This is a genomic window from Psychrobacter sp. ANT206 (assembly GCF_056880555.1).
In genome coordinates this window covers 150,200-166,474 of sequence record NZ_CP096271.1, presented here as the reverse complement: position 1 = coordinate 166,474, position 16,275 = coordinate 150,200, and the positions used below count along the sequence as shown (strand labels likewise).

Sequence of the window (16,275 nt, the reverse complement as noted above, 5' to 3'; positions counted from 1 at the left end):
CATACCTTTTGACACAAAGCTGAGCGCATTTTATATAAAAGCTTCTATTAAAATTATCATTCAGCTTACTGGTGTATCTTTATGATTCATGGCAGTTTTATAAAAACCACAAAAAACAGCATTAAACATTTCGCAAAATTAATCAATAGACGATATTATATTAGCTAATCTTAATAAAATAGCTTTGTAAAAACGGCTTGATAGAAAAGGTACTCTATGACGACTGGCTATCGCCCTGAACTGATCCAACGCCTGTTTATTGATTTCATCAGTACGCGGCTGCACCCCTTTTGGTCATTAACTGTGCCTAAATTGCGTCTTATAGCACGCCGTACACTCAGTGATGACTTGATAGCGCTACAATTTGAGCCTAACCGCGCCTTTAAGCAGCAAGCTTTTAGTTCAAATAATAATTCACACGATGGCTGGCATGGCGGTCAGCATATTAATTTAAGCATACTTATTGATGGTATTTATCATCAACGCCACTATTCATTGGTTGGTCTAGCGCAGCAGCCATTATGGTGGCATGAGGACAGCGATAAAAATTCTAATCGAAATCAAAATAACCTTAATAACAGCCTTGATGAAAACGGCTTTGATAGAGATCGCCTTGATGAAAAGTCGCAACCGCAAACTATTGTCTCTACGATAACTATTGCTGTTAAGCCGCAAGGTCTAGTATCAGATTATCTAAGTAAACGTGCAGCACTGGGTACTATATTTAATAGCAGTTTACCCAGTGGCGAATTTACTCTAGCTCATACAGTGTTAGCACAGCAAGCAAGTCAAATAAGCAAATCCTTATCCCTTACCCCTATACCACTGCCACTATTGTTTATCGCTAGCGGCAGTGGTATTACGCCAATGCTAGGTTTGATTACGCAGGCGCTGCAAAATGGACATCCAGTAACGCTGGTACATTACAATCGTACAACTTTCTATAAATCACCATTGCAGGATCAATGGCAGCAGTTAGCTGCTAAATATCCAATATTCATTTATCATCTTATTAATACGGGAGACCCCAATACTTACCTTGCCGGCTCGCGACATTTGAGCGTAGAAACTTTAACAGCATTAAAATTACCGTTGATGGATACACAGATATTTGCCTGTGGTTCGCCGGCGTTGTTAGCGGGTTTGTACCGCGCTTGCGATGAGATTAATTTGCCAGATAACAAGCAGCTGCGTGACAACATTACGATAGAGAGCTTTAGTGCCATAGAGAACTTCAATCATATCTTGCCTGCTATAGATAAAGCAGACGAAGAAGTGATTACTAGCGACGTAAAAACCATTTATTTACGTGGACGGCAACGACAATATAACAGTAGTACGACATTACTATTAGGTGCTGAGAGCGCTGGTATTCGAATGAGCCACGGCTGCAGACAAGGTATCTGTCAGCTGTGTCGCTGTCATAAGATCAGCGGAAGGGTCAAAAACATTCAAACCGGTAAGATAAGTAATGATGGCTATGAGTCTATTCAAACCTGCATTAATGTACCAATGACTGATGTCATATTGGATATTTAAAAAATATTATCAAGGATAAGACAGCCTTGCATAAACATTTATTTGTAATGTTTATTAAAACTGACACCGATGATTAAACCGAACGTTGTGCTTGCGATTTATTGATGCACCTTCAGATAAGGACTATCTATGCGCTTATTACCCCCTATATTTAAAGCTAAATCTGCAGTCTCTATTATAACTTCGCTAGTCGATGCACCATTCAAAACCACGCGATATCCGACGTTAACGGGTACACCGTTACCAAAAGTGCAAACCGAAGCGCTCGCTAATGAATTGAATACACTGTATCAAAGCGTGATGGACTCACTAGGCAGCGATGATGCGCGCTATATTCAGCGTGTTTATGGGACGGTAGTATATAGCGAGGTAATTTCACGGGCATTACTGGCATTTTCTGGGCAATTATCATCAAAACGTAGCAAACTTAGCGTTTGGCTACTTGGCACATCCTTACTGAGTTTTAGTAAAATTTTAAACAATATGGAGCTTGGTCATAACGTCATGCATGGTCAGTATGATTGGATGCAGCACCCTCACCTTAACAGCCAAAAGTTCGATTGGGATATCGTTTGCCCTGCGCCCCTATGGCAGCATTCGCATAACTACTTGCATCATACTTTTACCAATATCGTCGGTCGCGACCATGACGTCGGCTATCACTTGATTCGTGTGACTGATGAACAGCCTTGGACGCCAAGCGATCGTTATAACTTATTTAAGACGATGATATTGGCATTAGGCTTTGAATGGGCAGTCGCTTTCCATGATATCCAAATCAGTGTTGACGAATACGCAGATAGGCCGCAGCTGGCAGAAATAATGCAGCCAAAAGCTCGTGCCCTATTCAGTAAAATCGCCCGGCAAGCGGGTAAAGATTATATGGCTTTTCCTGCGGTGGCAGGTCTGACATTAGGTCGTAGTAGTGCAATGACAACCTTAAGCGGTAATCTCACTGCCAATATTGCTCGTAATCTATGGACATGGGCGGTGATATTTTGTGGTCACTTTACTGAGCAGGCGCATATTTATACCCAGCTTGATGCCAATGAGAGCAAAGGTGATTGGTACGTACGCCAAATTCTCGGTTCTAGTAATATTCAGGGTAATAAATGGTTTCATATTCTGACTGGTAATTTATCGCATCAGATTGAGCACCATATCTTTCCCGATATGCCGGCTAGGCACTATGCGCAGATTGCACCAACCGTACAAGCCATCTGCGCTAAATACGATTTAGCCTATAATACTGGGCACTTTAGTCATCAATTTAAGCAAGTAATTGGACGCATTCGCCATTTTAGTAAACCAAGTAGCGATGAATGGCGCGCTTACACACAATCGATATCAAATAATGATAGAAGCATTACCAACAAAAGCAGTAATAACCATGCCTCTAACAACGCTACTGAGACGTTACGTGGTTTTAGAAGGTTTCTCCCTCAGGTTGTGCGCCAAGCTATGTTTTATGCCTGATTTTTTATTAACGAGACTGGCATAGTCTTTAAGCTTGAAAAGAGCTTTTAGAATAGAAGCCTGTTAAAAATATTAACATTTGCCCTATCTACTCTTACGCTAACAGCCTAGAGATGTAAACTAGAAATCTGCACAATAACAAGAGTAGAAATAATTATAATATTTGAAATATAGGGAGTTTTTATGAGTAACGTCGGTACAAAATCAGATATAAATATCGTCCATAATGAGGCAGCGAGACGCTTTGAGACTTCGATAGATGGGCAGACAGGTTATATCAGTTACAAAGAGCGTGAGGATAAGCTGGTATATGATCATACTATCGTCCCACAGGAGTTAGGTGGTCGAGGGGTTGGCTCGGCATTGGTAAAACATGCATTGGACTATGCTCGTGAAAACAATAAGAAAGTAGTACCGCAGTGCTCGTTTGTTGCCTCATATATTGATAAAAATCCTGACTACAAAGATCTACTATAGTTCAAACTATTGAATAAGTATGTTTGACGATAAATAGCTACGATAGTTTGCTCTATTAACCGTTATACTAGCGCTATATCCTCTCATTAATAACGTCATTGCCCTCCTATCTTCTTGATACTTCTATTATATTTTTTTAGCCAAATATATAATAAAATGTCAGTGACAGGTGGGTTTTTTGTCCTATAAATTTTTATAAGCGTTTATTACATTCGTGAAGGCAAATAAAAATTACAGTAGTTGCCACACTATTTTATCGTTAATAATGATTTTTCTATCAACCATAATAATAAAGGATATCACCATGAGTAGTTTATCTAATCAACAGGTCGATTTGCAGCTAGAAGAATTACCAGGCTGGCAGCGCGAAGGTAATGCGATCGTAAAAACCTACCACTTTGGCGATTTTGTTGAAGCTATGAGCTTTATGAATCAAGCCGCTTTTCATGCTGAAGCGTTAGAGCATCATCCTGAATGGAGTAATACTTATAACGTAGTAGAAGTTCGCCTGACTACTGGCGATACTGGCGGCATCACCAGCCATGATGTTCGTTTAGCAAAACGCATGGAACATATCGTCCAGCCCAAACGCTTATAACTATCAAGCTGTGCGCTTACTACGTATCATTGAGCAGATAGCTATAATTTTACTTATAAAAAAAGACCTCAGATACTATCTAAGGTCTTTTTTACTAGCCAGTTTTCTAACTGGCTAATGTCTTTATAGGACGAGTATACTTTTCCTATTACATACGGCGGCTAACAAATGCCACGATGAATAGAATGACTGCTAATGCTAACAAGATATAGGCGAAGTTTGCAGACAATCCAGCAACACCACCAAATCCTAAGAAACTTGCTAACAATGCGATTACGGCGAAAATAATAGCCCAACGAAACATAATAATTCTCCTAAAATAGTAATTGAAAAGTCAAATAATAAGGTTGCTATAGTAATTGCTAACCAACTAACTCTTACATTACCAACCTCAGTCATCCGATATTTTGCTTTTTATTTTTTTACAGCTCTTAGTGTTTAAAAATATAGATAATGCTGTAGATAGTGCTTAGGAATATAGAGTAGCAATGATTTTCAATCTAAAAGGTTCATTTTGGTAATAATGTCGATAGGTTATGTAAACTTTGTAGCAAATCTTACCATTTAAAGATATTTTCAGTACTTATGTGTGGAAACGGTAAATAAGCACTTAAGTACTACTAAGTATATGAGAAAATTATTCAAAGATCTTACGCTCGATTTTATAAATGTTATTTATGATGCTTTTTTAAGCTCAATTGAACTTAACGATCATTTTCTTATAACAATCATTTGACAAAGCACACTAACAAGGAAGATAACGATGAATACGGATATAGCAAAGAGTACCAACTCATCAGGTGATAACAAAAAAATTAATAGTGAAAAACGAGCTTATGCGGTGGTTTTATATGGGGCAACCAGCTTTGTTGGGCAAATCACTGCCCATTATCTGGCAGAGTTTTTGTCTGCTAACAAAGATAAGAGCGGCTCTGAAATTAATTGGGCGATAGCAGGTCGTGATCAAGAGAAGCTCAACGAGTTGCAATCTAAACTGGTAAGCAAAGTAGATATTATCATTGCCAATAGCGATGATGCGGCAAGCCTTGATGCAATGACCGAGCAAACGCAAGTCATTATCTCAACCGTTGGACCTTATCTTAAATACGGCGAACCGCTTATCAAATCGTGTGTTGATAATGGCACAGATTATGTTGATCTCACTGGTGAGGCAATATTTATCAAAGATGTGATGGATAAGTATCAAGAGGCGGCAAAACAAAGCGGCGCCCGTATCGTCAACTCGTGTGGCTTTGATTCTATCCCATCAGATTTAGGCGTCTACTTTACGCAAAAGCAAGCTGAAGCGAAGTTTGACAGTGCTTGTGATGTGATTCATATGCGCGTGAAAGCCGCGAAAGGCGGACTATCAGGCGGTACGATTGCCTCAATGGCAACCATCTTTGAGGAAGTTGGACAAGATAAATCTCGTCGTAAGCAAGTGGCAAATCCTTATTTGCTCAACGATGATAAAGATGCGCCAAACGTACGTCAGAACAATGTCAGTAAACCAGAATACGATAGCGAACATAAGCGCTGGCTTGCACCTTTTGTGATGGCAAGTATCAATACGCGCATTGTGCATCGCAGTAATCAGTTGCTTGGTTATGAATATGGACGCGAATTTAAATATGATGAAGCAATGTGGATGAAAGATGGTCTCAAAGGTAAGCTGACGAGTTACGCCTTGAGTGCAGGCTTGCTCGGCTTTGCCACTGCTATGATGATTACGCCAAGCCGCGAGTTATTATCCAAGCATGTCTTGCCTAAATCAGGTTCAGGACCTTCTAAAGAAGAGCAAGAAAACGGCTATTTTGATATTCGTCTCTTTGGACAAACACCTAATAAAGACAGTATTACTACCAAAGTAACGGGTGATAAAGATCCAGGCTATGGCAGCACTTCACATATGTTGTCGCAAGCGGCATTATGTTTAGCGCAAGATATCAGCAAAGAAGAAGTGAAGGGTGGTTTTTGGACACCTGCTTCAGCAATGGGCGACAAGCTACTTGCTCGTTTAGAGGAACACGCTGGTCTGAGTTTTGATGTGATTGATAGCTAAACCTATGTCTTAAAAAGCATTTTCTATACTATCAATCAGTAGTATTAAAATAACCGTATTTTGGTCACAAGGTGCAGTTTTTATCTCACAATAACACTACAATAATTGCACGACATCACTTATTAGTAGGGGTCTGTTAGATTTTTCATAGATGTACCACTGAATGTTTAGTATTTAAATTGTTATTATTGTGCCTAGTGTTTACAACGTCTTTTATATTTATAGATAACGTTATGCACTGACCAGAATTTTTGTACGAATCAATCATGATAGTCGCCTATTGATTATCATGATTTTATTTTTTCTATAGATTATATATTAGTTATTTTAAATATATAGATTCTGTATTCTACATAGATAAGTATCATATCAGATCGCATTTAATCAAAGTTATCTCTACGACCATTTTAGCTGACATTATAAAAATATAAATTGAGGATTAAATAAATGAAAAACCATACTCTAGCTTTATCATTACTGATTGGCGCGGCACTTACTGTTCCGACATTGGCAATGGCAGCTCCAGCTGATACTAAAGCCGCTAAAAAGACGATCGCCACTGCTGAGATTGCTGTTGAAGCCAAAGTTGAAAGCACAGGCAATGAGACTGATGCAAATACTTCTAAAACAAGCAAAATGACGCCGTTTGCGATTAGCGAAACTCAAACGATTTCGCGCGCACGCGTCAATAGCAATATTGGTCAACAGCCAATGACTACTGAGATAAAAGCGCCAAACGGTCAACAACCAATGACTACCGAAATAAAAGCGCCAGCAGAAGCTTCACAAAATTCAGAATTACAAACAACGGAAATTGTCTCTGAAGATGTAGTGTTAGATGTAGAAGAAGACTTAGCAGAAGAAGATGAGCTATAAGTAACTACCTAAGTAATTATACTAAGGCGATTCTTGAAATAAATATAGTGATCAAAAAACACCATTGATATATTTGATTTAATAAAAAGGCAGCCTAAAGGCTGCCTTTTTTGTTTCTAGTTAGAATAAGACGTCTTATTTCTTAACTTTAGTCACACCTGCTTCTTGCAATAGCGCGCCGAAAGTACCCATTTTGCTAGGCGATTCTGCTTTTTCTGCACGAGGCGCCTTACTGCGACTGTCGCTATTATTGCTGCTACTAGGTTGACGCTTAGGCTTAGACGGACGCTTATCGCCAGCTGGACGATTACTGCGCGGACGACTGGTATTCTCATCATTATTAGTAACATTTGCCGTCGCAGGTTTCGCTGCTGGACGTACAGGCTTTTCAGCTTCAGGTTTCATACTAAAACCAATACGACCGCGTTTTTCGTCAATAGAGATGACACGGACCGAGACGATATCACCGGGCTTGACGCGGTTCATCGGGTCTGCGACAAAGTCATTGGCCATTTGCGAGATATGAACCAGACCATCTTGATGCACGCCAACATCGATGAAGCAACCAAAGGCAGTCACGTTAGTAACAACCCCTTCTAATGTCATGCCTTCGCTCAAATCTTTAATGCTGTTCACATCTTCACGGAAGTTAGCCGTCTTAAACTCAGGACGTGGGTCACGAGCGGGCTTAGCAAGCTCATCTAAAATCGCTTTTACGCTAACATTTTCATCATTAGCAGCTAGCGCTGTGGTATCGATACTATTTAACACACCATCGTTACCTATAACTTCTGGCAAGGCTTTACCTGTTTGGGCAAGTAAGCTGTCGACCAGCGCATAGCTTTCTGGATGTACACCAGTTGCATCAAGTGGATTGCTACCATCATGTATGCGTAAGAAGCCTGCGGCTTGCTCAAAGGTCTTAGCACCTAAGCGCGGCACATTTTTCAATGACTCGCGGCTATCAAAAGCGCCATGCTCTTTGCGATAGGTAACGATTTGCTGCGCAACATTCTTATTTAAGCCAGCAATGTGTGCCAAGATAGCGGGGCTTGCCGTATTCACATCAACACCAACGGCGTTAACGCTGTCTTGTGTGACTTTATCAAGACTATCTGCCAACTGAGCTTGATTGACATCATGTTGATATTGACCAACACCAATGGCTTTTGGATCTACCTTGACCAGCTCTGACAATGGGTCTTGTAGACGACGAGCAATAGATACTGCCCCACGTACAGAGACATCTAAATTACCAAGCTCATCAGTAGCAAGCTCACTGGCAGAATAGACTGACGCGCCAGATTCATTCACGATGACTGCTTTAGCTTTTAATGACTCGTTCGCCGCCAAAATCTCTTTAATCATTGCGTCTGTTTCGCGGCTTGCCGTACCATTACCGATAGCCACTAGATCCACATTATAAGTACTTAATAACTCATCGATAACCACTTTGGCTTCAGTCATTTTATTATCAGGCGCAAATGGATAAACCGTTGCGATAACAGGCTTGTCTTCGCCATCTAACATCACATGACCTTGAGCATCAACAATCGCCATCTTAACGCCATGACGGATACCGGGATCAACACCCAAAATAACTTTGCGACCAGCCGGTGCTGACATCAGTAAATGCTGTAAATTATTGGCAAAAACATCAATCGCAGCCGCTTCTGCAGTCAGACGCTTTTCAGTCAATAAACGATGCTCGATATGCGGACGCCATTTGTCTTTCCATAAGCTGCTCGCCGCTTCTGTCAAAAATTCTTGACGCTCAGTTGGCGCTTTAGCATCAATCTCAAAATGCTTAATAATTTTTTCAATAAAAGGCGCATTTTCGCCTTCAATTTTTAGACCCAAGACGTTTTCTTGACGACCACGTAGCATCGCTAATAAGCGATGATTTGGCAAACGTGCAAGGCTTTCGCTATGCTCAAAGTAATCTTTGAATTTTTCACCGACTTCACGTTTTTCTTCACTGGCAACGCTCGATACGATACTGGCTGTTTTGGCAAAACTGCTACGTAAATGATCTAACAAGTCTAATGCTTGCGTCCATTCATCTACGATAATGGCTTGTACACCAGCAAGTTGCTTCTCGATATCACTAAAATCAACTTCAATCTCATTACCGCTTTCATCAGTAATGCTTGATTGTACTTGATAGTCTGCTAATGCATCGGTTGGCGTCACGTTTTGCGTCAACACTGCTTGTGCAGCAATATCAAGACCAGCAGCACGTGCTTTGGCAGCTGGTGAACGGCGGCGCGGACGATATGGCAAGTAGATGTCTTCAAGCTCAAGTTTTGAGGTTGCATTATCAATACGTGTCTGCAGCTCGTCAGTCAAATTGCCTTGTGTGCTCAGTAATTCAATAATTTTAAGGCGACGGGTTGCCATATCACGTTCATAATTGAGAGACTTCTCTAGTGCGCGCAATTGCGCATCGTCGAGATTCTGCGTCTTTTCTTTGCGGTAACGGGCAATAAACGGAACGGTCGCGCCTTCATCGTACAGTTTGACAAACGCATTGACTTGAGCAGTCTTAATGCCAAGCGCGCGAGCAAGCTTGTCGTGAATATTCGCGTGTGTGGTTGCATCCAAAACCTGTGCATTTGTCGAGGTTTGAGATGGCGTTAAGGTATCAGTGCTACTCATAGACGTATCAATCGTTGAGAAATGTAGTTTTGCATTATAGCAAAAGCTGCATGAATAGAAATCCTTTTTATCTTTTCGTTATTTATCGTGTTATTTATCGCAAAAATCGTTTAATGAGCACACTCTTGACGCTTTATTAAACAAACACCTACAGCATTTGCCTTTATCAGTGATGCAATTATGACTGCAATCTTATACACTAAAGTCTCATCAGCACAAATATTGCTGTGTACCAACGTACTGAACAATAGTTCTCATTTTTATAATTTTTTGCCAATCAATGGAATGATGCTCAAATAGTTGCACTAATAAATGGTAAAAGTGGTATTCACACTGTTTTTATTGAGAGTAAATATACTGACTGGTGCGTTTTAACAATAATTTTTGCTAATAATAATTTTTATAAGAGGATGCCTGTATGTCTGAAAATAACAGCCCCGATACCTTAACTCAGCGTATTCTAGTCGTTGATGACGATGCACGATTGCGCTCTTTGTTACAGCGCTTTCTAGAAGACGATGGTTTTGTTGTCCGTACTGCCCACGATGGCAGTCAAATGGATAAGCTGTTGCAGCGTGAGCTTTTTTCATTAGTGGTACTTGATTTGATGCTACCAGGCGAAGACGGTATCAGTATTTGTAAGCGTCTGCGCGAAGACAATGGCGACATCCCTATTATTATGCTCACGGCTAAAGGTGGCGACGCTGATCGCATCGCAGGTCTAGAAGCGGGTGCGGATGACTATCTACCAAAGCCATTTAATCCAAAAGAGCTATTAGCACGTATCAAAGCAGTACTTCGTCGTCAAAATCGTGAGCTACCAGGGGCACCAAGTCATCAGCTTGAAGTAGTAGAATTTGGTCCATGGACACTTGATTTATCGACACGTACGCTCAAACGCGACGGCAATGTTGTCACCTTAACGACGGGTGAATTCTCGGTACTAAAGGCATTGGTTCAGCATCCACGCGAGCCATTGACCCGTGATAAGCTGATGAACCTTGCCCGTGGTCGTGAATGGGGCGCGATGGAGCGTTCAATTGACGTTCAAGTATCACGTCTGCGCCGCTTAATTGAAGACAATCCTTCACAAGCACGTTATATCCAGACTGTCTGGGGCGTAGGCTATGTATTCGTACCTGACGAAGCAGAAGTCGAAGCAGCTAAGAGCGAATCACTTTAAATTTCTAAGTATTGCTTGTGTCCGTTGATATATCATACTATTAATGGGTAATCCTATTAATACAACGGGCGCAACATTGAAATCCTCTATTATTCATCAAAATATACCCTGCACTTTGGTGACAGGGTTTTTGGGTTCTGGCAAAACCACACTTATTAACCAATTGATTGCCGATAAATCCACTGATGAGCGTTGGGCATTATTGATTAACGAGTTTGGTCGGATTGGTATCGATGCAGCCTTGGTTTCAAGCTCACAAGATAGCGATTCCGCTCAAAATAATATCGCCATTCGTGAAGTTAGCGGCGGCTGTATTTGTTGTACCAGCCAGTTACCTCTACAAATCGCTATTAGTCGCCTGCTCAGTGACCATCATCCGCAACGTCTGCTTATTGAGCCAACAGGGCTTGCTCATCCACGTGAGCTTATACGGCAGCTTAGCGCGCCGCATTGGCAGACGGCTCTAAAGATGCAAGCGGTCATAACTGTACTTAACGCTTTGCAGTGGCAACGAGAAAAATATCGTGCTCACGAAGGGTTCCAAGCGCATATTCGTGATGCCGATGTCTTGGTCATTAATCGCTATGCCCAATTAAGTACTGACGATAAGCAAGCATTACAAGATTGGGTAGCAGAGTTAAATGCGCAAATTACTATTATTTGGGCAGAATCTGATGATCAGACCACAATTAACGATATAAGCACATCAAATGACTATTCAGCAGTGTTAAGCACGCAGCTGAACAAGCCTAGCCAGACTATCTCACAACAGCGGACAGTTAATATTGCTCAGCCGAAAAAATCTGTGATTAGCTTGCAGCCGCTGAGTCATTCATTATCGAATAAGTCATTATTCAACCCTTTCACAAACGATAATAATATTCAGGCAGACAAAGACATCGAGCTGCCCTATCGTTATCATGAAATACAGCAAGATATCGTGGTTGCAGGTTGGCGACTACCAGCGGACTATATATTAAATGCTGATAAGTTACAGGATTGGCTGCTAACGCTACCAAACTGGCAACGCATCAAAGGCGTATTGCATACGTCTAATGGCTGGCTACAAATCAATTTTACGCCTGATAGCTTGTCTACAAAGACAGTGAGCGTACAAGCCGACAGCCGACTAGAAATTATTTTGCAAACAAGTACTGGGCAAAAAGATGCGATAGAGGTTAAGCTAGATTGGGAAGCCTATGACCATGAACTCATGGCCTTGATACTATAGCTAATGATTGCATAGCCATCTATTGTAGTGATAGAAAGATTGTTGATAAAAATAGAACCAATAAAAAAGCCCACACTATTTTGATAGTGGAGGCTTTTTTATTGAGCAGCATTGGTTTTATTAGCGTAACTGACTGTCTTTACTGCCACGGCGATTAAACAATTCCGCAGCTTTTGCTTCTTGCTCAAGCTCAGATTGACAGCCAACACAATGCTGTACACCGGGTACTGCAATGCGCCGTGCTTCTGGAATGGGATTGCCGCATTCATCACAACACTCTGCGCTTTTACCTGTCGGTAATGCACGGCGTGCGCGCTCTAGCGCATCGTTAACGGTCGCATCCATTTGCTCATGCTCAGCACCATCTCTTGACCAACCACCTGCCATAGTCTTATCCTATTTATTTTTATTAATTACGCTTATTTTCAGCCTAGCATAAAGCTCTTTAATAACAAATAGATGGGGTTAGATATCAGCAATTTCAATCTGCCAGCGCAGACAAATTGTCGCTCAATTCTTGGGTTGTAACTCAACCACTTGTCCACGTACCCTGATACTCTCATCACTCATCAAGCATACATAGCCTGCCATAATATCTTCAGGAGTTTTCAGACTCATCGGATTTTCACCTGGATAAGCATGGGCGCGCATATTGGTGCGAGTACCACCCGGATTGATACAGTTAAAACGCAGATTGGTGGTGTTTTGCGTCTCTTGGGTAAAGATATCGCTCATTCCTTCTACCGCTTGCTTAGACAGCGCGTAAGCACCCCAAAATGCGCGAGGATGCGTACCAACGCTGCTAGAGGTAAATACGATAGAACCATGCGGTGCATCTTTGAGTAACGGCAGTAGCGCTTGGGTAAGCATAAAGGTCGCTGTGAAGTTAATCTTCATGACTTGAGCAAACATATCTACATCGTACATCTCAAGTGGCGTCAATGGACCAAGCATCCCAGCATTATGCAATATCCCATCTAGCTGACCCACTTCTCTATGAATCAAATTTTCTAGCTTTTGCATTTCTGCATAGGTAGCGCCTTCCAGATTCATCGGTAACATAGCAGGTTGCTTACCACCAAAGCTCTCGATTTCATCATAGACATATTCAAGCTTGCTACTGGTACGTCCTAATAGCAGCACCGTTGCGCCATAGCGTGCATAGGTCAATGCAGCGACCCGACCAATGCCATCACCTGCGCCTGTGACTAAAATGGTCTTGCCATCTAAACAGTTTTCAGAGGGTACAAAGTCACGAATATCCCCGTGGGTTAATTCGGTTGCAGACGATTGCAATTCAGTCTGATGGCTTGCAATATTATTGGCTATATTGTCGGCTGAATGGTTTGCCGACTGATTCGCTAATGGGTTGATATTGTCACTCATGGCGTTACTCACTACTTATCGTTTAATAAATGGGATGGTTAACCATTATGCTATGTTGTTAAATTTTGCCTGATAACACGCTGATCTTGTGGCTCATTGGAGTTATAAATAGTCGAATTTACCAGAAGAAAGCAGTAACTTACTCAACTGTTCAGGGGTTTCCGTAATATAATCTGCGCCCCATTTCTTCAGGTTGTTTTGATCTTCAGGCGGAATATAACCATAAGCGGCTAGAATCGTGGGCATACCAGCGGCATTACCAGCTTCGATATCACGGATATGATCGCCAACATAAATCACACTTGCAGCAGCGCCGCGAGGGATACCAAGCTTCTCTAGCGCCGCATACATAGGCTCTGGGTCAGGTTTAGGGCGTGACACATCATCAGGACAAACCAAAACCGCACAGCGCGTATCTAGCTGCATTTTTTCTAATAACAGCTCTGACAAATAGCGCGGTTTATTGGTCACTATACCCCACGGTACACCTTTTTCTTCAAGGGCACTTAAAACGTCCTCAAGCGTGTCAAAAACATGACTATCCACACAAATATCTGCTTCATAATCATCTAAAAACTGCTGACGAAATTCAAGCAACGTCTCTTCGCTAAAGTCTGTTTGCTCATTATGACGTAGCATAAGCTGCACCATCGCTGAAGCACCTGCCGATACTTGCTCACGAATCTCTGTCTCAGACGGCGCTTGCCAGCCGTTTTCTTGGCTCATTTTGCCAATAATACGTACAAAATCGGCAGCAGTATCTATCAATGTCCCATCTAGGTCAAATAAGACCGCTTTTACAAATTGGCTCATTACGAAGGCTCTTAATTAAGGTGATAAAAGGGTATTAAGCGAGAGGTTTCTGTACTGCTATCATATAGTTGACATCGACGTTTTGAGCTAGCCAGTAACGCTTGGTCAATGGATTATAGTGCAGTCCAATGATATCTTGGCGCGCAAACTCTGCATCAATTGCCATTTTATCGAGCTCAGCTGGCGTAATAAACTTGGCATAATCATGCGTACCGCGATCAAGCAAGCGCAATACGTACTCTGCACCCACGATAGCAAACAAATAAGATTTTGGATTACGGTTAATCGTTGATAGTACACATACGCCGCCTGGCGCCAACAGCTTAAAACAAGCATCTACAATAGCGGCTGGATCTGGTACATGCTCTAGCATCTCCATACAGGTAACCACATCAAACTGACCAGCATGGGTAGCAGCCAATTGCTCAACCGGAATATGCTGATAGCGCAAGGTATCTTGTAAGTTACTTTGCTCAGCATGGAGGCTTGCTGCTTTAAGATTTTCTGTCCCAAGATCGATACCTGTCACATCTGCGCCGCGACGTGCCATCGATTCTGACAAGATACCACCGCCACAACCGACATCAAGAACCTTTTTACCCGCCAAGCCCATCTCTGCCGTTTTTTGACTATCAGCACTCACGTAGCCACGCTTCACATTTTCCTCTATCCAGTTTAGACGCAGCGGATTGATTTCGTGTAAGGTAGCAAAGGCACCGGTTTTATTCCACCACTCACCCGCCAATTTATTAAATTTTTCAACTTCGCTTGGATCGACATTGATAGCGTTTATGGTATCGTCGGCCATGCCACTATCATTTGCTTGAGTGTGCAAAGGCTGCCCAGAAAATAAAGCTTGGCTCATAGTTTTTCCTTTATTGTTATAGTATGTGACTAAAGACTCAATATTAACATGCGAGCCGCAAAGCTGCCGTAAGTACATCGTCACCGATTGTGAATTGCTTTATTGATGCTTTAAAGGTCAATAAAAATAGAATAACAGGCTATAAGTAAGATACCTTAAATAATGACTGACAGCATTACAACCATTAGTTAAGAATCTGGTTCACAAACTGCCGCATTTTACGCTATTATAGTTGCTATTCTATAGTAGGTCGACTCAGTCGACCTATCGTCGTCTATTGACTTTGTCATTGCTTATTTGCTTTGGTATTTATATGACTATCAAAGCTATAACTATTAAAGCAAACTTCTGAATGTCGTTATTTCAAGGAATAAGTATGAAACGTATCATCGCATTAACTGGTTTGGCTTGCGCTATTGGATTTGCCAATATTGGTGCACAAGCTGCCAATTATGTCGCAGGAAAAGACTATCGTGTGTTAGATAATCCAGAAAAAATCAGCGGTGATGCTATCATTGTGCGTGAGTTTTTTTGGTATGGTTGCCCGCATTGTAATGTCCTTAATCCACACATGGAAAAATGGGCAAAAAACAAAGATAAAGATGTGGCATTCTTTAAAACACCCGCAGCATTGAACCCTGTTTGGGAAGCCAGTGCCCGTGGTTTTTATGCCGCGCAATTACTGGGTTTTGAAGACAAGACCCATGACGCGTTATTTGATGCCGTACATAAAGATGGTAAGCAATTATTTGACCAGTCTTCATTAAGCAAATGGTATGCCTCAAAAGGTGTAAACGAAAAGAAATTTAATAGCCTTTACAACTCTTTTGCTGTTGGTACCAAAATCGGTCGCTCACAAGCAGGCGCCAAGCGTTATCAGCTATCAGGTGTGCCAGCCGTTGTCGTGCAAGGCAAGTACGTGGTAACCGGTGAAAGTGCTACCGTACCTAAAGTAGTTGATTTCCTAGTCGACAAAGTACGCGCAGAGAAAAAGTAACATTAGTTTTTTAAAAAAATATAAAAACGCTATTTCTGATCCATTAAAAAAGCCAATCTTTACTGATTGGCTTTTTTGTGTTTTAGTATTCTATCTTTAGTGTTTTATAGGTAC

15 protein-coding genes are annotated in these 16,275 nt (G+C 41.5%); 9 read left to right on the top strand and 6 right to left on the bottom strand.

Annotated elements, in window-relative coordinates:
• Positions 1-216 precede the first annotated feature (216 nt).
• From M0221_RS00710 to M0221_RS00695, 4 genes are all read left to right on the top strand, one after another.
• Positions 217-1,539: a flavin reductase family protein gene (locus M0221_RS00710; RefSeq protein ID WP_483284059.1), complete on the top strand. Its 1,323-nt coding sequence runs from the start codon at positions 217-219 to the stop codon at positions 1,537-1,539.
• Between the two features lie 129 nt (positions 1,540-1,668).
• Positions 1,669-3,015 carry a fatty acid desaturase family protein gene (locus M0221_RS00705; protein ID WP_483284058.1) on the top strand — a complete coding sequence of 449 codons (1,347 nt, stop codon included), beginning with the start codon at positions 1,669-1,671 and terminating at the stop codon, positions 3,013-3,015.
• A gap of 183 nt (positions 3,016-3,198) precedes the next feature.
• On the top strand, positions 3,199-3,492 hold the full coding sequence (locus tag M0221_RS00700) for a GNAT family N-acetyltransferase (RefSeq protein WP_149409007.1): 294 nt from the start codon (positions 3,199-3,201) through the stop codon (positions 3,490-3,492).
• 304 nt (positions 3,493-3,796) lie between these two features.
• Positions 3,797-4,090 carry a 4a-hydroxytetrahydrobiopterin dehydratase gene (locus M0221_RS00695; protein ID WP_133103928.1) on the top strand — a complete coding sequence of 98 codons (294 nt, stop codon included), beginning with the start codon at positions 3,797-3,799 and terminating at the stop codon, positions 4,088-4,090.
• A gap of 148 nt (positions 4,091-4,238) precedes the next feature.
• Here M0221_RS00695 and M0221_RS00690 read toward each other — a convergent pair whose 3' ends face one another.
• Positions 4,239-4,394, bottom strand: coding sequence for a DUF1328 domain-containing protein (locus M0221_RS00690; protein WP_011512513.1), 156 nt, complete (start codon positions 4,392-4,394; stop codon positions 4,239-4,241).
• Between the two features lie 459 nt (positions 4,395-4,853).
• Between M0221_RS00690 and M0221_RS00685 the strand changes: the two genes are divergently transcribed.
• Positions 4,854-6,152: a saccharopine dehydrogenase family protein gene (locus M0221_RS00685; protein WP_483284057.1), complete on the top strand. Its 1,299-nt coding sequence runs from the start codon at positions 4,854-4,856 to the stop codon at positions 6,150-6,152.
• Positions 6,153-6,599: 447 nt separating this feature from the next.
• Positions 6,600-7,028 carry a hypothetical protein gene (locus M0221_RS00680; protein ID WP_483284056.1) on the top strand — a complete coding sequence of 143 codons (429 nt, stop codon included), beginning with the start codon at positions 6,600-6,602 and terminating at the stop codon, positions 7,026-7,028.
• A 135-nt stretch (positions 7,029-7,163) separates the two neighbouring features.
• Here the strand turns inward: M0221_RS00680 and M0221_RS00675 are convergent, their stop codons facing one another.
• Positions 7,164-9,686, bottom strand: a complete 2,523-nt coding sequence (locus M0221_RS00675) for a Tex family protein (RefSeq protein ID WP_483284055.1) — start codon at positions 9,684-9,686, stop codon at positions 7,164-7,166.
• Between the two features lie 418 nt (positions 9,687-10,104).
• On the opposite strand from M0221_RS00675, the gene ompR reads away from it, so the two are divergent.
• Together ompR and M0221_RS00665 are read left to right on the top strand one after the other, a co-directional pair.
• Positions 10,105-10,869 carry an osmolarity response regulator transcription factor OmpR gene (gene ompR, locus M0221_RS00670; RefSeq protein WP_011279439.1) on the top strand — a complete coding sequence of 255 codons (765 nt, stop codon included), beginning with the start codon at positions 10,105-10,107 and terminating at the stop codon, positions 10,867-10,869.
• Positions 10,870-10,912: 43 nt separating this feature from the next.
• A complete protein-coding gene (locus M0221_RS00665) occupies positions 10,913-12,100 on the top strand; it encodes a CobW family GTP-binding protein (RefSeq protein WP_483284054.1) in 1,188 nt (395 codons plus the stop codon).
• A gap of 120 nt (positions 12,101-12,220) precedes the next feature.
• Here M0221_RS00665 and M0221_RS00660 read toward each other — a convergent pair whose 3' ends face one another.
• From M0221_RS00660 to ubiG, 4 genes are all read right to left on the bottom strand, one after another.
• Positions 12,221-12,487: a DksA/TraR family C4-type zinc finger protein gene (locus tag M0221_RS00660; protein WP_149409012.1), complete on the bottom strand. Its 267-nt coding sequence runs from the start codon at positions 12,485-12,487 to the stop codon at positions 12,221-12,223.
• A 123-nt stretch (positions 12,488-12,610) separates the two neighbouring features.
• Complete coding sequence (locus M0221_RS00655) at positions 12,611-13,486, bottom strand: YciK family oxidoreductase (RefSeq protein WP_440825629.1); 876 nt, start codon at positions 13,484-13,486, stop codon at positions 12,611-12,613.
• Positions 13,487-13,588: 102 nt separating this feature from the next.
• Entirely contained in the window at positions 13,589-14,299 is a 711-nt protein-coding gene (locus M0221_RS00650; protein WP_011512506.1) for an HAD family hydrolase, read from the bottom strand.
• A 34-nt stretch (positions 14,300-14,333) separates the two neighbouring features.
• Positions 14,334-15,164: a bifunctional 2-polyprenyl-6-hydroxyphenol methylase/3-demethylubiquinol 3-O-methyltransferase UbiG gene (gene ubiG / locus M0221_RS00645; protein WP_020442510.1), complete on the bottom strand. Its 831-nt coding sequence runs from the start codon at positions 15,162-15,164 to the stop codon at positions 14,334-14,336.
• Between the two features lie 376 nt (positions 15,165-15,540).
• On the opposite strand from ubiG, the gene M0221_RS00640 reads away from it, so the two are divergent.
• Positions 15,541-16,161 carry a thiol:disulfide interchange protein DsbA/DsbL gene (locus M0221_RS00640; protein ID WP_483284053.1) on the top strand — a complete coding sequence of 207 codons (621 nt, stop codon included), beginning with the start codon at positions 15,541-15,543 and terminating at the stop codon, positions 16,159-16,161.
• Positions 16,162-16,275: the final 114 nt, after the last annotated feature.